The sequence below is a fragment of the Devosia sp. genome, from assembly GCF_965229025.1.
Lineage (GTDB): Bacteria > Pseudomonadota > Alphaproteobacteria > Rhizobiales > Devosiaceae > Devosia_A.
Genome location: NZ_OZ245853.1, coordinates 1,491,146 through 1,514,830, shown reverse-complemented (window position 1 = coordinate 1,514,830; position 23,685 = coordinate 1,491,146). Strand labels below are relative to the sequence as shown.

At 62.8% G+C, this 23,685-nt stretch carries 24 protein-coding genes and 2 tRNA genes; 17 read left to right on the top strand and 9 right to left on the bottom strand.

The genetic code is table 11. The features are described from left to right. Nucleotides 1-9 precede the first annotated feature (9 nt). From ACO06J_RS07575 to ACO06J_RS07535, 9 genes are all read left to right on the top strand, one after another. A complete protein-coding gene (locus tag ACO06J_RS07575; RefSeq protein ID WP_421760095.1) occupies nucleotides 10-486 on the top strand; it encodes a peptidylprolyl isomerase in 477 nt (158 codons plus the stop codon). Then, nucleotides 483-881 carry a hypothetical protein gene (locus ACO06J_RS07570; RefSeq protein WP_421760094.1) on the top strand — a complete coding sequence of 133 codons (399 nt, stop codon included), beginning with the start codon at nucleotides 483-485 and terminating at the stop codon, nucleotides 879-881. The genes ACO06J_RS07575 and ACO06J_RS07570 overlap by 4 nt, the downstream gene beginning before the upstream one ends. Further along, a complete protein-coding gene (queA, locus tag ACO06J_RS07565) occupies nucleotides 881-1,939 on the top strand; it encodes a tRNA preQ1(34) S-adenosylmethionine ribosyltransferase-isomerase QueA (RefSeq protein ID WP_421760093.1) in 1,059 nt (352 codons plus the stop codon). The genes ACO06J_RS07570 and queA overlap by 1 nt, the downstream gene beginning before the upstream one ends. 119 nt (nucleotides 1,940-2,058) lie before the next feature. Further along, a complete protein-coding gene (locus ACO06J_RS07560) occupies nucleotides 2,059-2,349 on the top strand; it encodes a GYD domain-containing protein (protein ID WP_421760092.1) in 291 nt (96 codons plus the stop codon). A gap of 42 nt (nucleotides 2,350-2,391) precedes the next feature. Then, complete coding sequence (gene tgt, locus ACO06J_RS07555; protein WP_421760091.1) at nucleotides 2,392-3,519, top strand: tRNA guanosine(34) transglycosylase Tgt; 1,128 nt, start codon at nucleotides 2,392-2,394, stop codon at nucleotides 3,517-3,519. Between the two features lie 23 nt (nucleotides 3,520-3,542). After that, complete coding sequence (pgi, locus tag ACO06J_RS07550; RefSeq protein WP_421760090.1) at nucleotides 3,543-5,177, top strand: glucose-6-phosphate isomerase; 1,635 nt, start codon at nucleotides 3,543-3,545, stop codon at nucleotides 5,175-5,177. A gap of 8 nt (nucleotides 5,178-5,185) precedes the next feature. Beyond that, on the top strand, nucleotides 5,186-5,944 hold the full coding sequence (gene map, locus ACO06J_RS07545; protein WP_421760089.1) for a type I methionyl aminopeptidase: 759 nt from the start codon (nucleotides 5,186-5,188) through the stop codon (nucleotides 5,942-5,944). Between the two features lie 137 nt (nucleotides 5,945-6,081). Next, nucleotides 6,082-6,441 (top strand): hypothetical protein, encoded by a 360-nt coding sequence (locus tag ACO06J_RS07540; protein WP_421760088.1) that lies wholly within the window; start codon nucleotides 6,082-6,084, stop codon nucleotides 6,439-6,441. A 9-nt stretch (nucleotides 6,442-6,450) separates the two neighbouring features. After that, a complete protein-coding gene (locus ACO06J_RS07535) occupies nucleotides 6,451-6,669 on the top strand; it encodes a hypothetical protein (protein ID WP_421760087.1) in 219 nt (72 codons plus the stop codon). A 133-nt stretch (nucleotides 6,670-6,802) separates the two neighbouring features. On the opposite strand, the gene ACO06J_RS07530 is transcribed toward ACO06J_RS07535, so the two are convergent. The 3 genes from ACO06J_RS07530 to ACO06J_RS07520 all read right to left on the bottom strand — a co-directional run bounded on the left by ACO06J_RS07530 (nucleotide 6,803) and on the right by ACO06J_RS07520 (nucleotide 8,856). Continuing rightward, on the bottom strand, nucleotides 6,803-7,678 hold the full coding sequence (locus tag ACO06J_RS07530; protein WP_421760086.1) for a hypothetical protein: 876 nt from the start codon (nucleotides 7,676-7,678) through the stop codon (nucleotides 6,803-6,805). A gap of 237 nt (nucleotides 7,679-7,915) precedes the next feature. Then, nucleotides 7,916-7,990 (bottom strand) — tRNA-Lys (locus ACO06J_RS07525). 80 nt (nucleotides 7,991-8,070) lie between these two features. Further along, nucleotides 8,071-8,856 (bottom strand): hypothetical protein, encoded by a 786-nt coding sequence (locus ACO06J_RS07520; RefSeq protein ID WP_421760085.1) that lies wholly within the window; start codon nucleotides 8,854-8,856, stop codon nucleotides 8,071-8,073. Between the two features lie 131 nt (nucleotides 8,857-8,987). Here ACO06J_RS07520 and glmU point away from each other — a divergent pair, with 131 nt between their 5' ends. Genes glmU through ACO06J_RS07505 form a run of 3 tightly spaced genes read left to right on the top strand, consistent with a single transcriptional unit; the run spans nucleotide 8,988 to nucleotide 12,559 of the window. Beyond that, nucleotides 8,988-10,343 carry a bifunctional UDP-N-acetylglucosamine diphosphorylase/glucosamine-1-phosphate N-acetyltransferase GlmU gene (gene glmU / locus ACO06J_RS07515; protein ID WP_421760084.1) on the top strand — a complete coding sequence of 452 codons (1,356 nt, stop codon included), beginning with the start codon at nucleotides 8,988-8,990 and terminating at the stop codon, nucleotides 10,341-10,343. A gap of 4 nt (nucleotides 10,344-10,347) precedes the next feature. Then, complete coding sequence (gene glmS, locus ACO06J_RS07510) at nucleotides 10,348-12,174, top strand: glutamine--fructose-6-phosphate transaminase (isomerizing) (RefSeq protein ID WP_421760083.1); 1,827 nt, start codon at nucleotides 10,348-10,350, stop codon at nucleotides 12,172-12,174. Continuing rightward, nucleotides 12,167-12,559, top strand: a complete 393-nt coding sequence (locus ACO06J_RS07505; RefSeq protein WP_421760082.1) for a DUF2237 family protein — start codon at nucleotides 12,167-12,169, stop codon at nucleotides 12,557-12,559. The genes glmS and ACO06J_RS07505 overlap by 8 nt, the downstream gene beginning before the upstream one ends. Here ACO06J_RS07505 and recG read toward each other — a convergent pair. From recG to ACO06J_RS07490, 3 genes are all read right to left on the bottom strand, one after another. Next, on the bottom strand, nucleotides 12,556-14,664 hold the full coding sequence (recG, locus tag ACO06J_RS07500; RefSeq protein ID WP_421760081.1) for an ATP-dependent DNA helicase RecG: 2,109 nt from the start codon (nucleotides 14,662-14,664) through the stop codon (nucleotides 12,556-12,558). The genes ACO06J_RS07505 and recG overlap by 4 nt on opposite strands. A gap of 69 nt (nucleotides 14,665-14,733) precedes the next feature. Beyond that, nucleotides 14,734-15,207, bottom strand: a complete 474-nt coding sequence (locus ACO06J_RS07495) for an SRPBCC family protein (RefSeq protein WP_421760080.1) — start codon at nucleotides 15,205-15,207, stop codon at nucleotides 14,734-14,736. Further along, nucleotides 15,204-15,545, bottom strand: a complete 342-nt coding sequence (locus ACO06J_RS07490; RefSeq protein WP_421760079.1) for an ArsR/SmtB family transcription factor — start codon at nucleotides 15,543-15,545, stop codon at nucleotides 15,204-15,206. The genes ACO06J_RS07495 and ACO06J_RS07490 overlap by 4 nt, the downstream gene beginning before the upstream one ends. 215 nt (nucleotides 15,546-15,760) lie before the next feature. Between ACO06J_RS07490 and ACO06J_RS07485 the strand changes: the two genes are divergently transcribed. The 3 genes from ACO06J_RS07485 to ACO06J_RS07475 all read left to right on the top strand — a co-directional run bounded on the left by ACO06J_RS07485 (nucleotide 15,761) and on the right by ACO06J_RS07475 (nucleotide 20,273). Next, nucleotides 15,761-15,961 (top strand): succinate dehydrogenase assembly factor 2, encoded by a 201-nt coding sequence (locus tag ACO06J_RS07485; RefSeq protein WP_421760078.1) that lies wholly within the window; start codon nucleotides 15,761-15,763, stop codon nucleotides 15,959-15,961. Next, the gene (gene mfd, locus ACO06J_RS07480) at nucleotides 15,954-19,454 is read left to right on the top strand and encodes a transcription-repair coupling factor (protein ID WP_421760077.1); all 3,501 of its coding nucleotides are present in this window, start codon (nucleotides 15,954-15,956) and stop codon (nucleotides 19,452-19,454) included. The genes ACO06J_RS07485 and mfd overlap by 8 nt, the downstream gene beginning before the upstream one ends. 114 nt (nucleotides 19,455-19,568) lie before the next feature. Next, a complete protein-coding gene (locus tag ACO06J_RS07475) occupies nucleotides 19,569-20,273 on the top strand; it encodes an invasion associated locus B family protein (RefSeq protein WP_421760076.1) in 705 nt (234 codons plus the stop codon). 51 nt (nucleotides 20,274-20,324) lie between these two features. Here ACO06J_RS07475 and ACO06J_RS07470 read toward each other — a convergent pair whose 3' ends face one another. Genes ACO06J_RS07470 through ACO06J_RS07460 form a run of 3 tightly spaced genes read right to left on the bottom strand, consistent with a single transcriptional unit; the run spans nucleotide 20,325 to nucleotide 22,415 of the window. Next, complete coding sequence (locus tag ACO06J_RS07470; protein ID WP_421760075.1) at nucleotides 20,325-21,476, bottom strand: FAD-dependent monooxygenase; 1,152 nt, start codon at nucleotides 21,474-21,476, stop codon at nucleotides 20,325-20,327. Between the two features lie 5 nt (nucleotides 21,477-21,481). Next, nucleotides 21,482-21,955 carry a DUF6691 family protein gene (locus tag ACO06J_RS07465; RefSeq protein ID WP_421760074.1) on the bottom strand — a complete coding sequence of 158 codons (474 nt, stop codon included), beginning with the start codon at nucleotides 21,953-21,955 and terminating at the stop codon, nucleotides 21,482-21,484. A gap of 1 nt (nucleotide 21,956) precedes the next feature. Further along, nucleotides 21,957-22,415: a YeeE/YedE family protein gene (locus tag ACO06J_RS07460; protein ID WP_421760073.1), complete on the bottom strand. Its 459-nt coding sequence runs from the start codon at nucleotides 22,413-22,415 to the stop codon at nucleotides 21,957-21,959. A gap of 195 nt (nucleotides 22,416-22,610) precedes the next feature. Here ACO06J_RS07460 and ACO06J_RS07455 point away from each other — a divergent pair, with 195 nt between their 5' ends. Together ACO06J_RS07455 and ACO06J_RS07450 are read left to right on the top strand one after the other, a co-directional pair. Beyond that, nucleotides 22,611-23,486, top strand: coding sequence for a TerC family protein (locus ACO06J_RS07455; RefSeq protein WP_421760072.1), 876 nt, complete (start codon nucleotides 22,611-22,613; stop codon nucleotides 23,484-23,486). Nucleotides 23,487-23,592: 106 nt separating this feature from the next. Next, nucleotides 23,593-23,682: transfer RNA gene (locus tag ACO06J_RS07450), tRNA-Ser, on the top strand. Nucleotides 23,683-23,685 lie beyond the last annotated feature (3 nt).

Sequence of the window (23,685 nt, the reverse complement as noted above, 5' to 3'; positions counted from 1 at the left end):
GAGCCCATAATGGCCTACGCCGATCCCGAGAACACCCTCGTCATCGAAACCACCAAGGGCAAGGTGGTCATCGCCATGCGCCCTGACCTCGCGCCCAACCACGTCGCCCACATCAAGAAGCTGGCACGTGAAGGCTTCTACGACGGCATCGTCTTCCACCGCGTCATCGACGGCTTCATGGCCCAGACCGGCGACCCGACCGGCACCGGCACGGGCTCGTCCAAGTACCCGAACCTGAAGCAGGAATTCAGCGCCGAGCCGCACGTCCGCGGCATTGCCTCGATGGCCCGTGCCCAGAACCCGGACAGCGCCAATTCCCAGTTCTTCATCGTCTTCAACGACGCCCGCTTCCTCGACCGTCAGTACACGGTCTGGGGCAAGGTCATCGAAGGCATGGAAAACGTCGACAAGATCAAGCGCGGCGAGCCTGTGCGTGACCCCGACAGCATGGTGACCGTCAAGGTCGCTGCCGACATCGCCGAATGATCCGGCTGGCCGCAATCGCCCTCGGCCTTTGCGGCCTCGCCACCCCCTCGGTCGCTACCGAGTGGGTCAACTGCGCTGATCCCCAGGGGCTGGCCACCTTCGACTTCCTCGTCGGCAGCGTCGATGTCCTCGCCATCGCCGGCCTCAACATCTCGGTCGGCGAAAAGGTCTGGGCCAGTTCTGCTGCCTATGGTCCTGGTGAGCCGGTCATCGTCGGCCAGGCCTACGAAAACGACCAGATGATCCTCATCGATGCTGTCGATGAGGCAATGAGCACCCATATAGCGGAGCTCCGCCTGTTCAAGGCCGCCGAAGGCGATGCCGACGCCGTATACGGCGGCACGCTCCGTATCCCCGGCCACGGCGCCTGGGCAGTGAGCTGCACGGGCACCTGATGCGCGTCGACGATTTCGATTTCGAACTTCCCAACGAGTCCATCGCGCTCTACCCCGTCGAGCCGCGAGATTCTGCTCGCCTCCTGGTGGTCCGCCCCGGCGAGCCGCTGGAAGATCGCCAGGTCACCGATCTTCTGAGCCTGCTGCATGCAGGTGACGTCCTCGTCGTTAACGACACCCGCGTGCTGCCGGCCGAACTGGTCGGCACCCGCATTCGCGGCGACAACCGCGCCAGCGTCTCGTTCAACCTCCACAAGCGCGTCGATGCCCACACCTGGCGCGCCTTCGCCCGTCCGGCCAAGCGCCTGCACGTCCTTGATCGCCTCGAACTGGGTGATGACGGCAGTCTCCTCGCCACGGTCGCCGGCAAAGGCGACACCGGCGAGGTGACGCTCGAGTTTGACCTCGGTAGTGCGGAACTCGACGAGGCCATCAAGGCCCACGGCGCCATGCCGCTACCGCCCTATATCGGCGCCAAGCGCCACGCCGAAGAACGCGACAACACCGACTACCAGACCGTCTACGCCGCCCGCGACGGCGCAGTAGCAGCCCCCACGGCCGGCCTCCATTTCACCGAGACCCTTCTGCAACGCCTTGCAGACCTCGGCGTCACCATCGAACGCGTCACCCTCCATGTCGGGGCCGGCACGTTTCTCCCCATGAAGGTCGACGATACCGACGACCACGTCATGCACGCCGAATGGGGTGATATCCCCGCTTCCGTAGTCGAGCGTATACTCGCCGCCAAGGCCAAGGGGGGCAGGGTGGTCGCGGTGGGAACGACAAGTCTACGGCTATTGGAAACGGCAGCACGTGCCACCGGCACGCTGCAGCCGTTCATCGGCGATACCGATATCTTCATCACGCCCGGCTTTCAGTTCCGGTCCGTCGATATGCTGATGACCAACTTCCACCTGCCGCGCTCAACCCTTTTCATGCTGGTCAGTGCCTTCTCCGGCCTCGACACCATGCGCGCCGCCTATGCGCATGCCATTGAAACCGGCTACCGGTTCTACTCCTACGGCGACGCCAGCCTGCTGTTCCGCACAGGGCAGTAAGGCCGCAGTATGTTACATGCTATTTCAATCAAAGGCTTGGCCCTGTGGGCCGATCGGTCGTCGTCTGTTAGTGTATCGGTGTCCGAGAACGGACAAGTTCACAACGGAGGAGCCAGATCGTGCCGAAATACATCTCTCTCATCCATCGTACGGACCAAGGTCGCAAGACGATCAAGGATGGCCCAGCGCGACTCGACGCATCTACTGCGCTTGCAGCAAAATTCGGATGCGTCCTCAGCCAGTTTTACTTCACCACGGGACACTACGATCAGATCGCCATCATTGACGCGCCCGACGAGATCGCAATGGCGAAATACAAGACCGCAGTTGAAGCGGTTGGCGCGATTCACATGTCGAACATGCGCCTGTTCGAGACGAGCGAGTATCGAGAGATCGTTGCCGCCATTTAGCCTGCCCTTCACATTCCATCATGTGGCGGGTAAGACCGCCGCATGATCCCGTTCTCCTTTTCCCTCCTCGCCACCGATGGCATGGGCCGCCGCGGCCGCATCGACACCTCCCGTGGCGAAATCAATACCCCTGCCTTCATGCCAGTGGGCACGGTCGGCACCGTCAAGGGTATGTACCCAGAGCAGGTGCGCGACACCGGCGCTGATATTCTCCTCGGCAATACCTACCACCTGATGCTCCGCCCCGGCGCCGAGCGCGTGGCCGCTCTGGGTGGCCTTCACGATTTCATGGACTGGCAGCGCCCGATCCTCACCGACTCTGGCGGCTTTCAGGTGATGTCGCTGGCCAAACTCCGAAAGCTCAACGAGCACGGCGTCACCTTCCGCTCGCACATCGATGGCTCGGCGCACGAGCTGACACCCGAGCGCTCTATCGAAATTCAGACGCTCCTCGACAGCGACATCATCATGCAGCTCGACGAGTGCATCCCGCTGCCCTCGACCAAGGTGGAAATGCAGCGCGCGATGGAACTGTCGCTGCGCTGGGCCGAGCGCTCCAAGACCGCGTTTGGCAACCAGCCGCACCGCGCCCTGTTCGGCATCGTTCAGGGCGGCGATGACCCGGACCTCCGCGCTCGTTCCGCGGCCGGGCTCAAGTCGATCGGCTTTTCGGGCTATTCCATCGGCGGCCTCGCCGTCGGCGAACCGCAGGAGGTGATGTTCCGCGTCCTCTCCGAAATCACTCCCGATCTGCCGACGGAAAAGCCGCGCTACCTGATGGGCGTCGGCAAGCCGGACGATATCCTCGGCGGCATCGAGCGCGGCGTCGATATGTTCGACTGCGTCCATCCCACCCGCGCCGGTCGTCACGGCCATGCCTATTCCCGCTTCGGCGTCATCAACCTGAAGAACGCTCGTCATAAAGACGATCCACGTCCGCTGGATGCCGAGTCGCCCAATCCGAACTGCCGGCGGTTCAGCCGCGCCTACCTGCACCACCTGATCCGCACTGAGGAAATGCTGGGAGCCATGATCCTCAGCCAGATCAACCTTAGCTACTACCAGCAGCTGTGCATCGGTGCCCGCGCCGCCATCGAGGCTGGTGCGCTCGCCGATTATGCGGCACAAACCCGGGCAGCATGGGTGGCGGGCGATCTGCCCGCGCTCTGAACGCTCTATCGGAGATCAACGACATGGCCGGCAACAAGTCCCTGCTCAATCCGCTGATGAAGTCGGTCAAGCGGCTCTCCGAAACGCCAATGCGGCAGCTGTTTGCCGAGGACCCGACGCGCTTCAAGACCTTCTCGGTCAAGGCCGGCGACCTGCTGCTCGACTATTCCAAGAACCGCATCGACGCCAAGGCGATGGAAGCTCTGTTCGAGCTCGCGCGTGCCGCCAAGGTTGAAGAGCGCCGCGACAGCATGTGGGCAGGCGACCATATCAATTCGACCGAAGACCGCGCCGTCGAGCACATGGCGCTACGCTACATGGGCACCAAGCCGGTTATGATCGATGGCGCCGACGTCATGCCGCAAGTCCGCGCCGTTCTCGCAGCAATGAAGACCTTCTCCGATCAGATCCGCGACGGCTCGATCAAGGGCGCTACCGGCGAGACCTTCACCGACGTCGTCAACATCGGCATCGGCGGCTCCGACCTCGGCCCCGCCATGGTGACGCTGGCGCTCGAGCCCTATACCCGCCCCGACCTCCGCGCCCACTACGTCTCGAACGTCGACGGCGCCCACATGCACGACACGCTGAAGCGGCTCGACCCCAAGCGCACGCTGTTCATCGTCGCATCCAAAACCTTCACCACCGACGAGACCATGACCAATGCGGCCACGGCCCGCGCCTGGGTAGCCAACGCGTTGGGCGAAGCGGCTGTGACCGATCACTTCGCCGCTCTCTCGACCAATCTCGAGGCCTGCGCCAAGTTCGGCATCAAGTCCGATCGCATCTTCGGCTTCTGGGATTGGGTCGGCGGCCGCTACTCGGTCTGGTCGGCCATCGGCCTCTCGGTCGCCATCGTCGTCGGTTACGAGAATTTCGAGGCGTTCCTCAGGGGCGCCTACGAGATGGACCAGCACTTTTTGAAGACCAAGCTGGAAAAGAACCTGCCGGTCATCATGGGCCTCCTTGGCGTTTGGTACCGCAACGCCTGGGGCTTCCCCACCCATGCCGTCCTGCCGTACGACCAGCGCCTCTCGCGCTTTGCCGCCTACCTGCAGCAGCAGGATATGGAATCGAACGGCAAGTCGGTAACCCTCGCCGGCAAGCCGGTCGACTACCCGACCGGTCCTATCATCTGGGGCGAGCCCGGCACCAACGGCCAGCACGCCTTCTACCAGTTGATCCACCAGGGCACCGAGGTGATCCCCGTCGATTTCCTCGTTGCCGCCCAGCCCCATGAAGCGCTGCCGCCGCACCACGATAAGCTCGTCGCCAACGTGCTGGCGCAGTCCGAAGCTCTGATGCTCGGCAAGACCAAGGACGAAGTGGTTGCCGAACTGACCGCTCAGGGCCTCGACAAGGCCAAGATCAAAGCGCTCACCCCGCACAAGATGTTCCCGGGCAACCGCCCGTCCAACACGTTGCTCTATCCCAAGCTCACACCTGAACGGCTCGGCAGCCTTGTCGCCCTCTACGAGCACAAGGTCTTTGTCCAGGGCACAATCTGGGGCGTTAATTCCTACGACCAGTGGGGCGTCGAATTGGGAAAGCAACTCGCCAAGGCGCTGCTCCCCAAGGTCGAGGGCAAGGCCAAGGCCGATGGCCATGACAGCTCCACCAAGGGGCTGGTGGATGCCTATCTGAAGATGAAGGGCTGACCCGCAGCGTGACCATCACGACCGAAGCCGAGCTCGAACGCCTTAAAGCCATCGGCCGTATTTGCGCCATCGCCCGCGACGCGATGGCGGCTGCGCTGAAGCCGGGGATCACCACCATCGAGCTCGACAATCTTGGCCGGTCCATCCTTGATGCCCACGGCGCGCGCTCGGCGCCGGAAATCACCTACAACTTCCCCGGTGCCACCTGCATTTCGGTGAACGAGGAGATCGCCCACGGCATCCCCGGCGACCGCGTCATCCGCGCTGGAGACCTGGTCAATATCGACGTTTCGGCTGAACTGGATGGCGTCTTCGCCGACACCGGCGCCTCGTTCGTCGTCCCTGACGCCGACGCCCGGCTCGTTGCGCTCTGCCGCGACGGCAAGCGCGCCATGTGGGAGGGTATCCGGGCAGTGCGCACCGGCGCCGGGCTCGCCGAAATCGGCAACGCCATCGGCGCCTTCGCCAAGCGGAACCGCTACACGCTGATCGAAAACCTCGCTAGCCACGGCGTCGGCGACAGCCTCCATGATGAGCCCGGCGAGATCTCCACCTGGCCCGATCGCCGTGAACGCCGGCGGATCACCGAGGGCCTCGTTTTCACGGTCGAGCCGTTCCTGTCGCTCGGCGGCCGCATGGCCGATGAGAAGTCCGAAGATGACCCCTGGACACTCATAAGCAAGCCCGCAGCACCCTGCGTCCAGTATGAACACACCATCGTCGCGACACGCCGCGGCGCGATTGTAGTCACGACTGCCGAGCAATAATCGATCGCCGTCAGGGGCTTGTGGTTAGCGGTTTCCGTACAAGTCTCAGCATCGCGGTTCTGCCCCATTCTGGTCCAGCCACCGACACACTGCCTCTCTAGCTTTCCGTGATTCCAGCGGCAATCGGGGGGCTACCGATGCAGTCCAGACGACCCAAGCGCGGCACTCCCGTGCCTGAATGGACAAACGAAATCGAAGAGGCGCTCGATAGAGAAAAGAGCCGCTTCGTCGCCAGAAATCTCGATCGCTGCGGCTATCTTCGGGTCCAACTGGAGTCCTCGGATTCCGCAGGTCGTCGGTTGATCTCGGCGAGTTTTACTCTCGATTCCACCCGACGCTGGTTCCGCGTTGAGGCGGTTCTGGAGCGCGAGGCGGTTACCGACGCCGAAATCGCCGAACTCTTTGCACGCCTCGAAGACGACATGGGCGCCATGCGCATCGCCCAGCTCTTTGCGCCGATGACCGAGGCACAGCGCCTCGCCACCGGTCGGCTCTGAGGTCGCGCCGTGAAGACCTGCTGGTTCATCGTCATCGAAAGCATGGGCGCATGGTGGGTGGATTGCGAAGGCAAAGCCTATGGCCCGTTCGATACCTCGGCTGAAGCCGCAGTCGCAGCCAAGCGGATCGCGCTGACCTACGGTGATGATACGCGCCGATCCGATGTCTACGCCGGGACTACCGGCGAGCAGCGCCTGATCTGGAGCGGACCGGCGCCTGTCCAATGAAGAAAGGCGGACCCGAGGCCCGCCTTTCAGGTCTTCACCGGTGGATGAAGAACACGATGATGATGATCAGCCAGATGGGCACGCCCAGGAGCCAAAGTCCGAGTCCTCTTAGCATTTCACGATCTCCCTTGGTTCAAAGACGGCGGAACACGGAGACAAAGGCCGTGCCCTTGTCGCGATGGTTGCCACCCTGCTGGGCAGCCCAGAACGCACCTGCTGCGCTGACGAGCAGCGAGGCGGCAACGAGAAACGCCGCGATGACGCCTGTACGACGTGCAGCTTCGGCAACACGGGCAGCTTCGGCACGAGCGGTGTCGATCGCCGTCATCACGTCATTGACGCGTGCCGTGGCTTCATCAGCGCTGAGGCCGGTATTGCTCGCAACCAGTTGCCCCAGATAGGCCTTGTCGGCGTCGGACACGGTGCCGCTCACAGCGCCAGTTGCGATGATCCGGCCAGCTTCGGCACGGACTGCCGTACTATCTGCGACCGGAGCTGCCGTTGCAGTCGCCGGTGTGCGGAAGAGTGTGTCGACGAAGTAGGCGTCCGGCTCGGCGTTCGACACTGCAGTGGTGACGGCAGCAGTTGCGGAGCCCACGGCGGAGGCAGCCGCGCCGATCCCGCCGGTGGCAATGATAGCACCGACGACCAAGGCGCCGCCCCAGACGAGCAGGCCATGTGCGCCATCACGGACATCGACTTCGTGCTCAGTCGCCCCTTCGTGACGCTTGCGCAGCCGGCCCGTTAGGTAGGCACCTGCCATGAAGCTCGAGACCTGAACCCACAGCAGCCACAACGCCGCCGCCAAGGCGACCCAGAAGGGCAGCACATCCGCACCGGCGCGGAAATTCACAAACCCAAGGCCGATAGCGGAGCCGAAGCTCAGGAGGACAATTGAGATAGCTGATGCAAGGACAATACCGGCTATGATGGCCGCCCAGTCGACAAACGTTCCGGAGGTGTCCTGCTCTGCGGTTACGACAACTTCGTTCATTGCGGGAATGCTCATGGCGCCCTCAACGCAGGCCGAAGAAAGACAGAACCGCGAGGACGACCACCACGAGGCCGACCAGATAGATAATCCCGTTCATTGCGCGCTCCTTGTTGACGCAGTTTCGTCACAACAAAGACCGGCCCCGGATTTGGTTGCCTCAGGGAAACAAAAATGGCCCAAGAAGAACGGCGAGACTGCTTCAGAGAGAAGCGTCCGCCTCTCCCGATGAGAGCAATGATGTAAGGAGAGGAGTGGTACGCCCGGATGGATTCGAACCATCGACCATCCGATTAAAAGTCGGATGCTCTACCACTGAGCTACGGGCGCGAAAGGGCGCAGGACGCGTCGGCGCGGAACATAGACGTAGAACGTCGGGTGTCAACCGCAATTGCGGTCCGCACCGAATGCTAGTTCAGCAAAGGCACCGGCGTTCCCGCGTAAGGTACAGGTTCACAGGGTATACCAACCGCATCGAGCTTGCTGCAGAGGTCGATAGCGGCGGCCTTGTCGGTGAGGGGACCTGCGACCAAGCGCAAACCACTGCTGCCTTCGTTGTGGCTCAGCACAGGCGTAAGCCCGACCAGCAAAGTGCCCACCTGCGACAACGTCTCCTGCCAAGCAGCTTCGGCTTCGTCGTTGCCGACTGGAAATCCGATGGCAATGCCCATCGCCGCATCGCCAGTGGTTACCATCGGAGGAATCTCAGCCTGCTGCACTGGACGGAATGTCACCTCACCCGAACCACCAAAGAGCGGGCGTTGCTGCACAGAAACGCTGCCACCATCGACGTCGAACGTCAGCGTCTTGCCATCATCGATCGACCCAGTCGTCGTCGTGTCAACTGGCTGGCTCATCGCGGACTGGGCTTCGACAATTCGGGGCAGGCTGACCTCGAGTGCACCGACACGCTTGGTCACAGCTCCCGAGGCTTCCTCGCTCATGGCGAACCGCTGCTGCATCAGGTTGCTGGCCTGCTGCATTTTGGCGGCTTGCTCCTCAAGCGCTGCGACCTGCGTCCGCAACTGGTTCAGCGTGCTGCCTTCGAGCCGCGAGGCATGCATGGCCGCATACACCCCTGCCGGTACCAGCGCAGACACGTTGGCGCCAAGCACCGCGACCGCCCAGATGCTCAACGCCACGATTCCCCACACCGTGACATCGGATGCCCGGAACTGGTCTGCTGCCTTCGCCAAGTGTCGTCCTCACAAAGCCTTACGAATCAGGCTGTTTGAACCAGTTTACCACTCCGTAACCGCGTTATCGGATTCCCAACAACTTACTGCCATAAACACGGGGGAAACCTCGCCCGAACTGAGGGGGGCTCATGACTGAACTACTGTCGATCATACTGGCTGCGGGCGAAGGCACCCGCATGCGGTCTGCACTACCCAAGGTGCTGCATCCGGTGGGTGGTTTGCCGCTCGCCGCCCACGTGCTGCATGCTGCCACTAGAGCCGGATCGACCGCAGTCACCGTAGTGATAGGACCCAATCACGAGGCGATTGCGGACGATCTGCAGTCGAGGATGCCGTCGGTTCAGTTTGTCAGCCAGACGTCTAGGTTGGGGACTGGTCACGCAGTGCGCGAAGCGCGTGCTGCTTTCGAGTCGGCGACGGGTAACGTGGTGGTGCTCCTCGGTGACGCGCCCCTGATTGGTGCCAAGACCATTTCCGCTGTGACAGAGTTGCTCGACGCAGGCGCCGACATAGCAGTGGTTGGCTTCGACGCTGCCGATCCGACAGGCTATGGCCGCATGCTCACGTCCGGCGATCAACTGCTGGCCATCCGCGAGCATAAGGATGCCAGCGAAGAAGAGCGCGCGGTCACGCTGTGCAACTCCGGCATTATTGGCTTCAAGGCCGAGACCCTGCGCCAGGTGATCGATCGCATCGAAAATAAGAACGCCAAGGGCGAGTTCTACCTCACGGACGTCATCGAGATTGCCAATGCCGATGGTCGCCGCGTCGCATACACGCGGGCGGACGAAAGCGAAGTTCTGGGCGTCAACGACCGCGCCCAACTCGCCAAGGCCGAGGCGCAGTTCCAGGACCTGCGCCGCGACGACTTCATGAAGGCCGGGGTGACGCTCAAGGACCCCAGGACCGTCTACTTCAGCTACGACACCGAGATCGCTCAAGACGTCGTCATCGAGCCCAACGTGGTATTCGGCCCCGGCGTGAAGATCAGTGAGGGCGCGGTCATCCATGCCTTCTCGCATATCGAGGGCGCCACCATCGGTGCTGGCGTCTCGGTCGGTCCATTCGCCCGCCTGCGGCCCGGTGCTGATCTGGCCGAAGGTGCCAAAGTCGGCAACTTCGTCGAGGTCAAGAACGCCAAGATCGGCAAGGGCGCCAAGCTTCCCCATCTGAGCTATGTTGGTGATGCCGAGGTGGGCGCCAAGGCAAACCTCGGAGCGGGCACCATCACCTGCAACTACGATGGCGTGAACAAGTCCAAGACGGTGATCGGGGCAGGGGCCTTTATCGGCTCCAACTCGTCACTCGTCGCGCCGGTGACTATCGGCGATGGCGCCTACGTTGCCTCGGGTAGCGTCATCACTCGCGACGTTGCGGCCGACGATCTCGCGATTGCGCGAGCTAAACAGGAAAACAAGCCGGGCTACGCTTCAAAGCTGCGCGCCCGCGCTGAAGCCATCAAGAAGTCCAAGACCAAGGGGTAACGCCATGTGCGGCATCGTCGGGATTATCGGGACTGCACCAGTTGCTCCACGCCTCGTGGATGCGCTGAAGCGCCTTGAGTACCGCGGCTACGACAGCGCAGGCGTCGCAACGCTTGAGAGTGGCCAGATCAGCCGCCGCCGCGCCGAGGGCAAACTCGGGAACCTCGCCCAGAAGCTGAGTTTCGAACCTCTCGCCGGCAACATCGGCATCGGCCATACCCGCTGGGCCACCCACGGCGCCCCGACCGAGGGCAATGCCCACCCGCACGCGACCGACAAGGTCGCCGTCGTCCACAACGGCATCATCGAGAACTTCCGCGAACTGCTCGAAGACCTCGCCAAGGACGGCTACCTGCCCAAGACGCAGACCGACACCGAGTCGGTGGCGCTCTGGGTGACCCGCGAACTGGATCGTGGCCTCGACCCTGAGATGGCCGTAGCACGCACTCTGAAGATCCTTCGCGGCGCGTTTGCCTTGGCCTTCATGTTCAAGGGCGAGGACGCCCTGCTGATCGCCGCCCGCAGTGGCGCCCCCTTGGCCATCGGCTACGGCGCGACCGAAATGTACCTGGGTTCGGACGCCATGGCGCTCGCGCCGTTTACGTCCCGACTCTCCTACCTGCTCGATGGCGACTGGGCAGTGCTGACCAAGAACGGCGTCACCATCCGCGACGGCTCGGACGTAGTCGTGCAGCGCGAGACTCTCGTGTCGGCCGCCTCTGCGATGCTGGTCGACAAGGGCAATCATCGCCACTTCATGGCCAAGGAAATCTACGAGCAGCCGGAGACCATCTCCCACACCCTGAGCCATTTCGTCGACATGGGCAGCGAGCGCGTGGCGCTGCGCGAGACTTTGCCGTTCGATTTCGCCAAGCTTAGCCGGCTGACCATTTCCGCCTGCGGTACGGCATACTTCGCCGGGCTGGTCGCAAAATACTGGTTCGAGCGCTACGCCCGTCTACCCGTCGATGTCGATGTGGCATCCGAGTTCCGCTACCGAGAGCCGCCGCTGGAGCCGAACGGCCTGAGCCTCTTTATCTCTCAGTCCGGCGAGACCGCCGACACTCTGGCTGCGCTGCGCTACTGCGCCGGGCAGGGCCAGTACGTTGCGTCGTTGCTGAACTCACCGGAATCCACCATGGCCCGCGAAAGCCAGGTGGTGTTCCCGACGCTCTGCGGCCCCGAAATCGGCGTCGCCTCGACCAAGGCCTTCACTGCACAGCTCACCGCGCTGGCCAGCCTCGCTGTCGCTGCCGGCGTCGCTCGCGGCACCATCAACCGCGAGCAGGAAGCCGAACTGGTGCGCAGCCTGGTAGCGCTGCCAAGCGCCATCTCCGCGGCCTTGGGCACCGAAAGTGAGATCGAGCGCATCTCCAAGGGCCTTTCGAAAGCCAAGGACGTCCTGTACCTGGGCCGCGGCCAGATGTTCCCCATCGCCATGGAAGGTGCTCTGAAGCTCAAGGAAATCAGTTACATCCATGCCGAAGGCTATGCAGCCGGTGAACTCAAGCATGGCCCGATCGCGCTGGTCGACGAACTCATGCCCGTGATCGTGGTCGCGCCGTCGGACGAGCTGATGGAAAAAACGCTTTCCAACATGCAGGAAGTCGCCGCGCGCGGCGGCAAGATCATCCTGATCACCGACGCGACTGGTGCAGCGGCCGTGGGTCACGGCGTCGCCGACATCATCATCCTGCCCAAGGTGTCGAGCTTCGTGGCCCCGATCCTTGCCACCATCCCGGTACAGCTGCTGGCCTACCACACGGCAGTTTTCATGGGCACAGACGTGGACCAGCCGCGTAACCTGGCGAAGAGTGTGACGGTTGAATAAGCCCTTTTACGAGCAGGAGCCGGAGCTCAACGTCTTCGGCCAACCCTTGCAGCCCTGCTCGACTAGCCCCGTGACGGGGTTCTTTCGAAACGGCAATTGCTCGACCGGTCCCGCAGACGAAGGCCGCCACACTGTGTGTGCCGAGATGACGGACGCCTTTCTGGCGTTCTCGAAATCGCGCGGCAACGACCTCTCGACCCCAATGCCCGAATACGCCTTCCCGGGCCTCAAGGCAGGTGACCGCTGGTGCCTCGTCGCGTTGCGCTGGATGGAGGCGCTGCAGGCGGGTATGGCCCCACGCATCGTTTTGGGCGCAACTCATCAGTCGGTGTTGCGCCACATCGAAATCGAAGTTCTGAAGAAGTATGCGCTCGACCTGAGCTAGCCGGCTCGGAGCAGCGGGATCGCAAGGTCCTTGCGGAAGAGGTAGAGGAGCGTCCGCAAGGCTTCGCCATCCTCACCGGTCAATCCCGGGTTACCGGTCAGCGCCGCCTTGGCGTCGTCATGCGCCCATTCCAGCAGATGCCGATGCACATCTGGCACCGCCAGATGATAGCCCGGCATGCCCGACTGCCGCGTTCCGAGCACGTCGCCTTGCCCGCGCAGCTCAAGGTCCTTTTCGGCGATCACAAAGCCATCCTCGGTGCTCTTGATCGTCTCCAGCCGCTCGGTGGCGGTGAGACTGAGGGGCTCCTTATAGACCAGCAGACAGGCAGACCGCTGCGAGCCGCGGCCGACGCGTCCACGCAACTGGTGCAACTGGGCGAGGCCGAAGCGCTCGGCGTGCTCAATGATCATGATCGAGGCGTTCGGCACATCGACGCCGACCTCGATCACCGTGGTAGCGACGAGAATCTTGGCTTCGTTGCGCTGGAACCGATCCATCGCCTCCTGTTTGGCGGCGGCACTCATTCGGCCATGCACCAGCGCGAGATCGTCGCCGAAAACCTGCTTCAGTTCGGCGAACCTATCCTCTGCCGACACCACATCCAGCGTCTCACTCTCCTCGACCAGCGGACAGACCCAGAACGCCTGCGCACCTTCGGAGATGCGCGCCTGCAGCCGTCCAACGATCCGGGCGTACTCGCCGATGGATAGCACCGCCGTATCGATCGGCTGGCGGCCTCGTGGCTTCTCGCGGAGGATGCTGACCGCCATGTCGCCGAAATGGGTGAGCACCAGGGTGCGCGGAATGGGTGTCGCCGTCATCACCAGAAGATCGGCATGCGCACCCTTTTCGCTCAGCGCCAGCCGCTGGTGCACGCCGAACCGGTGCTGCTCATCGACGACGGTGAGGCCCAGATTGTGGAACTCGACGCCGGACTGGAACAGCGCATGTGTCCCAATCACGATGCTGGTCGTCCCGCTGGCAATGGGTGCAAGTACCGCACGGCGCTCCGCAGCGCTCATCTTGCCAGTCAGCAGCACGATGCCGATACCGACAGCATCGCAGATGGGCTTGAGCGTGCGGAAGTGCTGCGCTGCCAGCAACTCCGTCGGCGTCATCAGCGCCGATTGCGCCCCGCTCTCGGCCATGGCCGCCATTGCCATCAAAGCGACGACGGTCTTGCCAGCGCCCACATCCCCCTGCAGCAGTCGCGACATGCGCTCCGGCGCTGCCAGATCGCGCCGGATGTCCTCAACCGCGAGCTTCTGGCCCTCGGTGAGTTGGTACGGCAGGGCCGCTTCGACTTGTGCAGAAATCGATCCGTCAAACTGCCGCGCAATGCCACGCGGCGCAACAAGCTGAGAACGGACGATCAGTAGCGCGAGTTGCCCCGCGAGGTATTCGTCATAGGCAAGCCGCATACGGCCGGGCGACCAGAGCTCGGCCTCCTCGGGCGTTTCGGGCGCATGGGCGGATGACATTGCGGCGCGAAAGCTCGGCCATTTGAACTGCTCCAGCCGTTCTTCCGGGACCCACTCCGGCAGATCGGTCAGGCTTTCGAGCACCTGCCGCGTCAGCTTGATCAACACGCGCGAACTGAGCCCATGGGTGAGGGGGTAGACCGGCTCGACCAGCGGCATGTCCTCGAACTTGCCGACTTCCACCACGAAGTCCGGATGCGTGATCTGCTTCTCGCCCTGGAAGAACCCGATCGTCCCCGAGACGTAGCGTTCCTCCCCGACTGGCAGGAGCTTTTCCACCCAGCCGCCCTGGGCGCGGAAATAGACCAACTGGATCTCACCGGTCTCGTCATGCGTAAACACCCGGTGCGGGAGATGCGCCTTGCCACGGGGTGGCGACTGGTGCCGGTCGATGTGGAGTTTCAGCGTCGCAACATTGTTGTGCACCGCCCGCGCCACGCCATCCATGCGCCGCCGATCTATGACGCCCGACGGCATGTGCATGAGCAGATCAAGCGCGATCGATTCTTGCCCCTCGGGCGCGCCAAAGAAGCGTGTCAGCAGAGCCGATAGCTGCGGGCCCACACCCTTGATCGAGTGCAGCGAACGGAACATTGGATCGAGTGAGGTCGGGCGCGGCATGTGGGCTGGTTGGTTATGTCTCAACCAGCCTAGCAGGCCATCAACGCCCGGAGTAGCAGTGGAAGCCGCTCAGTCCGGCATTTCCGCAATCAGAGCGCTGATGCGCTGGATGATCGTGCCCCAACCGCTGCTCATGGCGTTGAACCCGGCATCGTTTTGAGGCGACTTGAAGCCGTCATGCACCAGCTTGAGGAGGGTGCCCCCATTCACCGGGGTGAGCGACAGCGTGAGCACCGAATCGAGTGCCGAGCCGTATGTCGGGTTGGTCAGCGAGCCGCCGACCCAGGTGTAGACGAGGCGCCGGGGTGGGTCGCATTCCAATACCTCGCAGTGAACGATGCCATCCCAGTCACCCATCGGCTGCGCCTTGAAGGTGAACTTGTGGCCGACGACCGGCTGGAAGTCGTTTTGCATCAGCCATCGGCTGAGATAGGCACGGTGCGTGAGGGCCTTCCAGACCTTCTCCGGAGCGTGGGGAAGCACGTCCTCAACCACGATGGCACGCGTCGAGAATGAGTCAGAAGCGGGAGTGGCGGTGTTCATTTTGGGTCGATCTCCGAGAGCAGGGTTCTAAGAGCGGTCATGCGGTCGCGCCAGAAAGCGCCGTAGTGGCCGACCCAGTCGACAAGCGGGGCCAGACCGTCGGGGGTGGCACTATAGAAGTTGTTGCGGCCTTCGCGCCGCTCGTTGACCAGTCGAGCGGCTCGCAGAGCCTTGAGGTGCTGAGAGACTGCCGGTTGGGAGACATCGGTGCCTCTCGTCAGGTCAATAACCGAGGTCTCACCCCGCGTGACGATCGCCTCATAGAGCGAGCGTCGCGTCGGATCGGCGAGGGTGCGCATGACGTCGCTCGGGTCGGAGGGGGCGGTGTACGGTTGCATGTCGTTCCATAAGTATTGGCTTATAGAAAATACATAAGTGCAGGCTTATTGGATGTCAAGACGGGTGGGATGACAAGCTCGTTCGAACAGCCTAAGAACGGCCTCCACATCATTGAGACGACCCGCTCATGGCCCCCCTAGATAACGCCGGTGAACTTTTGGCTATTCGGATTCGCCGCGTGCGTTATCGCGCCTGGCATCGGGGGACCAAGGAAATGGACTTGATGCTCGGGCCCTTTGCCGACGCAAAGCTCGAAAGCCTTTCACCGCCCGATCTCGATCGTTTCGAGCAGCTCCTCGAAGAGGCTGACACCGACTTGCTCAAGTGGCTGATGGGCCAGGAACCGACCCCCGCCGACGCCGACCGGGACTTTCTTGACCGCCTCCTCGCCTTCCGCAGAGAAACCCATGGCTGAACAGCGCGCCGACCGCACCATCTCCAATGTGCCCGATGGCATGCAGCCGGTCGTCCTTGCGCGGCTGGTCGAAGAACGGCTCAAGGTGTCGCCGGATGCCCCTGTCAGCGCGGTCTTTGTCGCCCGCGACGGCCGCCGGCTGCAGCGCATGTCGGAAATCCTGGAACAACTACTGCCTGGGCACCCGGTGCTGACACTCCCCGCCTGGGACTGCCTGCCATACGACCGCGTCTCGCCCAATGGCGTCACCATCGCGGCGCGCATGACAACGCTTTCGACCATCGCCAGTGGCGCCGCACGGGGTGCCATCGTGCTCACCACGGTCAATGCACTGGTTCAAAAGCTTCCGCCGCGCGAAATCGTGGCGCGTATGAGTTTTTCGGCCACGCCGGGGCAGGTGGTCGACAGCGAAAAGCTGATCAAGTGGGCCTCATGCAATGGCTACCTGCGCGTGCCAACGGTGCGCGAGACCGGCGAATATGCGGTGCGAGGCGGCTTGATCGATCTCTATCCCGCCGGCGTGGACTTCCCGCTCCGCTTCGACTTCTTCGGTCGCCAGCTCGAGTCGATCCGCACCTTCGATCCTGATACGCAGCGCACTACTGGCAACCTCAAGGGCGTCGCCCTGGCGCCGATGAGCGAGGTGCTGCTCAACGACGAATGCGTGAAGCGCTTCCGCAACCGCTACACCACCATGTTCGGTGGCAATACGGTCGACGACCCGCTCTACGCCGCTGTAAGCGCCGCGCAGCGCTTCCCTGGGATCGAGCACTGGCTGCCGTTCTTCTACGACCATCTCGACCATCTCGTCGCCTATTCGGCTGATGCCCCATACGTCTTCGACGATCAGGCCCGTGAAGCGTTCGCCGATCGCCAGAAGCAGATCGCGGACTACTATGAAGCGCGTGAGCAGGCGCGCCACGAAAAGCAGTCGCCCACTGCCGTTGCCCCCTACAAGCCTGTTCCGCCAGAGCAGCTCTACGAAATGACTGCCGCGCCCTACGCCCTGGCTCCGGCCAAAGGCGTGCTGCAGTTGTCGCCGTTCCTCGCGCCGGATGCGAAGCGTGCCGATGACGCCGGCGGGCGCATGGCACCAAGTTTCGCCGCTGAACGGCAGTCGCAGGAGGTCAATCTCTTCGAGGCGGTGGTCAAGCTCTTCAAAACTGAGCGGAAGGCGGGCCGCCGCACCATCATCGCCTGCTGGTCCGAGGGCTCACGCGATCGCATGGCGCAGGTGCTGGCCGACCATGGCCTCGCGCACCCGAGGCTGGCCGAAAACTGGCGCGACGCTGAGACCACCTCGTCTGAAACCACGGCGCTGGTTGTTCTGGGTCTCGAAACCGGTTTCCAGACCGAGACCATGCTGGTGCTCTCTGAGCAAGATATTCTTGGCGAACGTCTACTGCGACCACAGAGGCGCAAGCGCGCCTCTGACGCTCTGACCGAGGCTACCGGGCTCGCAGCTGGTGACCTGGTGGTCCACGTCGATCACGGCATCGGCCGCTTCCTCGGCCTCAAGACCATCGAGGTGGCAGGCGCGCCGCACGACTGCGTCGAGATCGAGTATGCGGGCAACACCAAGCTCTACCTGCCCGTGGAGAATATCGAGCTGTTGTCGCGCTACGGCGCCGACGCAGTCATAGAGCTCGACAAGTTGGGCGGCGTCGCCTGGCAGGCTAAAAAGAGCAAGCTCAAGAAGCGCATCCGCGAGATGGCGGAGCAACTCATCAAGATCGCCGCCCTGCGCCAGATCAGCACCGTGCCACCCATGGACGTACAGCCGGGTCTATATGAGGAGTTTGCAGCTCGCTTCCCCTATGAGGAAACAGAGGATCAGCTCACCGCCATCAGCGCCGTGTTCGAGGATCTCGCGTCCGGTCGTGTGATGGACCGCCTGGTGTGCGGCGACGTCGGCTTTGGCAAGACCGAAGTCGCCCTGCGCGCTGCCTTCGCCGTCGCCATGTCCGGTCGGCAGGTGGCCGTCGTCGTTCCGACCACTCTGCTGTCCCGGCAGCACTTCAAGACCTTCCGTGAGCGCTTTTCTGGTTTGCCGCTGCGCGTCGCTCAAGCCTCGCGCCTTGTGTCCTCGGCGGAGCTCAAGGCCACCAAGGAGGGCGTTGCAAACGGCAAGATCGATATCGTCGTCGGTACCCACGCGCTGCTCAGCAAGTCGGTGTCCTTCAAGGACCTTGGCCTGCTGATCATCGACGAAGAGCAACACTTCGGCGTCGGCCACAAGGAACGGCTGAAGGAGATGAAGGGCAACGTCCACGTCCTCACGCTCACCGCCACACCGATCCCGCGCACATTGCAGCTGGCGCTGACGGGCGTTCGCGATCTGAGCCTGCTTGCCACAGCCCCAGTCGATCGCCTCGCCATCCGGACGTTCATCTCACCCTTCGACACGCTCAGTGTGCGCGAAGCGCTATTGCGCGAAAAATACCGCGGTGGCCAAGCGTTCTATGTGGTGCCCAAGATCAAGGATCAGCCAGACATCGCTGAGTTCCTGCGTACCCACGTCCCGGAAGTCTCGTTCGTCGTTGCCAATGGACAGATGCCGCCGGGCGAACTCGATGACATCATGAACAACTTCTATGACGGCAAGTTCGACGTATTAGTGGCCACCACAATCGTCGAATCGGGTCTCGATATCCCAAACGCGAACACCCTGATCGTGCATCGCGCCGACAATTTCGGTCTCGCGCAGCTCTACCAGATCCGTGGACGTATCGGACGCGCCAAGCAGCGCGCCTATGCGCTCTTCACGGTTCCTGCCGACCGTAAACTTAACGATACGGCGGAACGGCGGCTCAGCGTTCTGCAGTCGCTGGAAACGCTCGGGGCAGGCTTCCAGCTGGCGAGCCATGACCTCGATATCCGCGGTGCAGGCAACCTGCTCGGCGACGAGCAGTCGGGTCACATCCGCGAGGTCGGCTTCGAGCTCTACCAGGCGATGCTGGAGGAGGCGGTTGCTGCGCTTCGCAATGGCGATGCGGACTATGAAGACCGCAACGAGTGGAGCCCGACGATCTCGCTCGGCATGCCGGTAATGATCCCGGAGCACTACGTGCCAGATCTCCAAGTTCGCATGCAGCTCTATCGCCGCCTTGGCGACCTGTCTGACGCCCGCGAAATCGACGGAGCAGGCGCCGAACTGATCGATCGGTTTGGACCATTGCCTGAGGAAGTCGAAGCCCTGCTCAAGGTGATCCTCGTCAAGGCGCTGTGCCGCACCGCGAACGTCGAGAAGGTGGATGCTGGCCCCAAAGGTGCGGTCATCACGCTGCGCAACCGCGAGTTCCCAAATCCAGCTGGCCTGGTGCGCATGGTTTCCGATCCGCAGATGCAGGTGCGGATAAAGCCGGACCAGAAACTGGTTTTTGCCCGCGACTGGCCAACGCTGGAGGCGCGGCTCAAGGGAACTGCGGCAATTCTGTCGAAGATGGCGCGTTTGGCAACGGAAGTAGGCGTCGCGGCAACACTCGCGGGATAAAGCTTCCGGAATGTCATTCAGTCATGTTATTGCCCGATTTCGTGCCTTGAAGAGCGCGGGAATTCAGGGTGGCCACAAGAGTCGCCGCTGGTTAGGAAACCACAAGGAATGTCGATGTCCCTCAAGAAGCTCGTAGTCGCCGGTTTTGCGGTCGCCGCGCTGATGCTGCCGTCATTCGGCGCACTTGCGCAGGATGCTGCCGCTCCGGCCGCGCCGGCAGATGCTGCTGCCGCCCCCGCGGCCGCTCCTGCGGCTCCTGTAGATCCGACCAAGAACTGGCTGAAGGTTTGTGATCCGCTGGCTGATGGCAAGAAAGCTTGCATCATGCGCCAGGTCGTCGTCGCCAATAACCAGTTCCTTGGCTCGTTCCTCCTGCGCGACGATCCCGGCCAGGAGAGCCGCCTGCTGGCCGTTGCGGCCGTTCCCCTTGGGGTTCTGCTACCGTTCGGCCTGACTTGGCAGATCGATGGCGGCAAGCCGATTCGCGTGCCCTTCATGCTGTGCGATCCGACCTCCTGCGCCACACAGCTTGTGATCAACGAAGCCTATGTGGCCAGCCTAAAGAAGGGCGGCGTGCTCAAGCTCGTTGCCAAGAACCGTCAGAACAAGGACCTCGTCATCGAGATCAATCTGGCAGGGTTCACCACCGTCTATGATGGTGATGCGGCCATGACCTTTGACGAATTCAACAAGCAGAGCGCCACGGGCCCAACCGCCCTCGAAAAGCAGCTCCAGGACCGCGCCGAGGAACTGCGCAAGCAGCTCGACGCTGGCACGCCGGCTGATGGCGCCACCTCGGCGCCCGCTGCCCCGCAATAAGCGGAAGATATTGATTGGAAACGTGAAGGGCGCCGGTTGGCGCCCTTTTTCTTACCTACTGCCCATTCCCAGCCCGAAAGCCTGCTTGCGCAGCGGCGGCAGGAGCTTGAGGGCCCAAAGCCCGCCCGCCCGTGCCGCCTGCGCCGGCAGCAGGTCGCTCAGCAGCGAGCGGAACAGCGTATCGACCACCCCACCGGTTCGCACGAGATCAGCGGCGCGCCGCTGCGAATATCTCTCGCTGGCCTTCCTCGCCCAATCGGCCTCGGAACGGTTCGTCTCCTTGAGGGCCGCCGCGAGGTCCGCCACATCGCGTAGCCCAAGGTTGAGACCCTGCGCTCCGATCGGCGGGAACGCATGTGCAGCCTCTCCGGCCAGCACTACGCCGTCGTGGCCAGCCTCTGGAACGCTGAGCGTCGAGAGCAGGAACATGTGCGCTGGTGTCAGGAGCCTGATGTCCCCGAACAGGTGCTGGGACTTGCTGAGAACAGCGGCCCTGAGCGCGTCAGACCCCTCCGCCTGCAGCGCTCTCAGCGCCTCACGATCATCGATCCAGACGAGATTAGCCCGCGTTCCTCCTGCAGGAACGAGGGTGAACGGGCCCTGAGGATAATGGAACTCCACCGAGGCGCCGACGAGTGGGCGGGCAAGCTCCAGATCCGCGACCAGCGCAGCCTGGGTGAACCCGGATTCGCGGGACCGAAACCCGGCAGCCGAGCGGATGAACGACTTCTTGCCGTCTGACCCAACCAGGAATGGAGCGGTGCAGGTGTCGCCATTCCCAAGGCTGAGGCGCCAACCGTCCGCGACCCGCTCGATATCGACAACCGTCGAATCCACCGTTTCGATGTTCCCAAGCTTCGCCTTCGCCGCCTCGAACTCCGCGAGCAGGCGCACATTTGCGAAGTTCCAGCCAAAGGCGGGCAGACCGGCTTCACTGCTGTCGAACAGGGTTTCAGGTGAGCGGATCAGTCGACCAGTCGCGTCGATGATTCTGATCTGGGTCAGCGCCGTCCCGAGGTCTGCCGGATCGCCGATGAGCCCAGCCGCCTCGAGGTATGCCACGCTGGGCAGCATCAGTGCCGAAGTGCGCCGGTCGGGCGCACCCTTCGGGGCAACGTGTAGAGTCTGGAGGCCCGCCTGTGCCACCGCCACCGCAGCTGCGATCCCAGCCAGCCCACCGCCAACGACGATTGCTTCCGTCATGCCGATCACCGCGCCAGGGCCAGCCGACGGGAATGGCTGCTGTTGGTAAACAGACCGCCCGCGTAAGAGCCGACAAACAGGGCGAGGAGAAACACTAAGATATTGCTCGGCCAGAAGGCAATCAGCGCGATCGCCGGTCCGGGACAAATGCCAGACATGCCCCAGCCGACGCCAAACAGCGCCGAGCCGATCACCAGCGGCGCATCGATCTTCTTGTAGGCCGGCTCATGAAACCGAACCTCGAACGCTGGAGCAGCACGCCGGCGTCCCAGGCGGACCGCCGCAAACATCACCGCGATCGCGGGCACAATTACAAACGCCAGGCTCGGATCCCACCCACCAGTCGGGATCGCGCCGAAATCGAGGAAACGCAGGACCTTGAGCGGATCGACCATCTGCGAAATGTAGAGCCCGGCGCCGAACAGGAGCCCAGAAGCGGCCGAAACGGCAAGATAGGGTAGGCGGCTTGAAGTGCTCATCTCAGACAATTCCCGTGACTGCGACGGTCAGAATGGCAACACCGAAAAAGATGCCCACTGCCACGAAGGATCGCGGCGATAGCCGTGCGATACCGCACACCCCATGGCCCGACGTACAGCCATTGCCAATCCGCGTTCCGAGCCCCGTCAGGACACCCGCAACAGCGATCCACAAGATCGGATTGATCCCCCACGCGCTGGGTGGGCCCGCCAACTCAGCCGGCTTGCCGCTTGCCCCACCAACGCCGAGCGCCGGAAACAGCCACGACGCGCCCAAGGCGCCAACAACCAGGGAAGCCAGAAAGACCAACCTCCAGATTGCGTCACGAGATGACGGGAGCAACTGGCCGAAGATACCAGAGATACCGGCGATCCGGCCGTTGCCCAACCACAGCAATGCCGAGGCCAGGCCAATAAGCAGGCCACCTGCCAGCGCGGGAACGGGAGAAAAGGAGTCCATGGGAAGCAATCCACTTTGCAAGTGCCGATTCTAGCAGGTGCGGGGCAGTGCGGCCAGCCGACGGACGACTGGTTCATGCCAACGAGGCGGGGGTGCGGTAAAAAACCTCACTCGTATCAAGCCTCTTTCTTGCCCTTCCATGCCGGGCCGCTGCACCCTAAATATACCCCTCCCTTTGTGACGAGGACGATGCCGATGCTCAGCTTACTCTCCGATCCCAGTGTCTGGGTTGCGTTTGCCACCCTGACCGTCATGGAGGTTGTGCTCGGCATCGACAATATTGTCTTCATCTCCGTCCTGGTCTCAAAACTCCCCGCTGAGCAGGCCGACCGCGCGCGTCGCCTTGGTCTGGCGCTGGCGCTGATCTTCCGGATTGCACTGCTACTGGTACTGAGCTGGATTATTGCGCTCGACACCACCGTCATCACGCTGTTTGAGCATGGCTTTTCGTGGAAAGACATCATCCTGATCGCGGGCGGCTTGTTCCTCATCTACAAGGCCACCCACGAGATGCATGCCGAGATCGAGGAGCCGCACGAGCCGTCTCTGAGCAAGACGGCAGGCGCCGCGTTTTCTGCGATCATCGTTCAGATCATCATTATCGACATGGTGTTCTCTGTGGATTCGATCATCACCGCCGTCGGCATGGCACAGCACGTCGAGGTGATGATTGCGGCAGTGATCGTCGCGGTCGGGCTGATGTTCATCGCCTCTGGCCCCATCGCCAGCTTTGTTGCCAAGCACCCGACGACCAAGATGCTTGCGCTGGCGTTCCTGCTGATGATCGGCGTGTCGCTCGCCGCCGACGGCCTCGGATTCCATATCGAAAAGGGCTACATCTACGCAGCGATGGGCTTCTCAGTCCTGGTTGAGGCCATCAACATTATCTCCAAGCAGCGCCGTGCCGCTCGGCAGGGCTCCTCCCCGCAGGCCCTGCACGAAGCCGCAGCAGCGACCGTTCCAGCCAACATGGCCGCCGAGGCGATCTCGCCATCGAAGGCGAAGCCCAAGTCGACCTCGGCAGCACGTGCTCACGCGCGGCCAAAGTCCGCACCCAGAAGGAAGACGTGATCGGGCACGAGACTAGCTGAGGTTAGGCGCTCCGGGGACGGAGCATGGGGCAGGGGCCGATGTCGCCCTTGCTCTCCTCCGTCCTAGCAGCTAAATGCGGGCAGTCGGGCAGGTGGCAGAGCGGTTGATTGCTCCGGTCTTGAAAACCGGCGAACGTGAAAGCGTTCCGGGGGTTCGAATCCCTCCCTGCCCGCCATTG

Bases quoted from the DNA above. Each gene is read 5' to 3' on its own strand.
- ACO06J_RS07575 (WP_421760095.1), top strand. From the start codon at position 10: ATGGCCTACGCCGATCCCGAGAACACCCTCGTCATCGAAACCACCAAG.
- ACO06J_RS07570 (WP_421760094.1), top strand. From the start codon at position 483: ATGATCCGGCTGGCCGCAATCGCCCTCGGCCTTTGCGGCCTCGCCACC.
- queA (WP_421760093.1), top strand. From the start codon at position 881: ATGCGCGTCGACGATTTCGATTTCGAACTTCCCAACGAGTCCATCGCG.
- tgt (WP_421760091.1), top strand. From the start codon at position 2,392: ATGATCCCGTTCTCCTTTTCCCTCCTCGCCACCGATGGCATGGGCCGC.
- pgi (WP_421760090.1), top strand. From the start codon at position 3,543: ATGGCCGGCAACAAGTCCCTGCTCAATCCGCTGATGAAGTCGGTCAAG.
- ACO06J_RS07540 (WP_421760088.1), top strand. From the start codon at position 6,082: ATGCAGTCCAGACGACCCAAGCGCGGCACTCCCGTGCCTGAATGGACA.
- ACO06J_RS07530 (WP_421760086.1), bottom strand. From the start codon at position 7,678: ATGAGCATTCCCGCAATGAACGAAGTTGTCGTAACCGCAGAGCAGGAC.
- glmU (WP_421760084.1), top strand. From the start codon at position 8,988: ATGACTGAACTACTGTCGATCATACTGGCTGCGGGCGAAGGCACCCGC.
- glmS (WP_421760083.1), top strand. From the start codon at position 10,348: ATGTGCGGCATCGTCGGGATTATCGGGACTGCACCAGTTGCTCCACGC.
- recG (WP_421760081.1), bottom strand. From the start codon at position 14,664: ATGCCGCGCCCGACCTCACTCGATCCAATGTTCCGTTCGCTGCACTCG.
- ACO06J_RS07495 (WP_421760080.1), bottom strand. From the start codon at position 15,207: ATGAACACCGCCACTCCCGCTTCTGACTCATTCTCGACGCGTGCCATC.
- ACO06J_RS07490 (WP_421760079.1), bottom strand. From the start codon at position 15,545: ATGCAACCGTACACCGCCCCCTCCGACCCGAGCGACGTCATGCGCACC.
- ACO06J_RS07485 (WP_421760078.1), top strand. From the start codon at position 15,761: ATGGACTTGATGCTCGGGCCCTTTGCCGACGCAAAGCTCGAAAGCCTT.
- mfd (WP_421760077.1), top strand. From the start codon at position 15,954: ATGGCTGAACAGCGCGCCGACCGCACCATCTCCAATGTGCCCGATGGC.
- ACO06J_RS07475 (WP_421760076.1), top strand. From the start codon at position 19,569: ATGTCCCTCAAGAAGCTCGTAGTCGCCGGTTTTGCGGTCGCCGCGCTG.
- ACO06J_RS07470 (WP_421760075.1), bottom strand. From the start codon at position 21,476: ATGACGGAAGCAATCGTCGTTGGCGGTGGGCTGGCTGGGATCGCAGCT.
- ACO06J_RS07465 (WP_421760074.1), bottom strand. From the start codon at position 21,955: ATGAGCACTTCAAGCCGCCTACCCTATCTTGCCGTTTCGGCCGCTTCT.
- ACO06J_RS07460 (WP_421760073.1), bottom strand. From the start codon at position 22,415: ATGGACTCCTTTTCTCCCGTTCCCGCGCTGGCAGGTGGCCTGCTTATT.
- ACO06J_RS07455 (WP_421760072.1), top strand. From the start codon at position 22,611: ATGCTCAGCTTACTCTCCGATCCCAGTGTCTGGGTTGCGTTTGCCACC.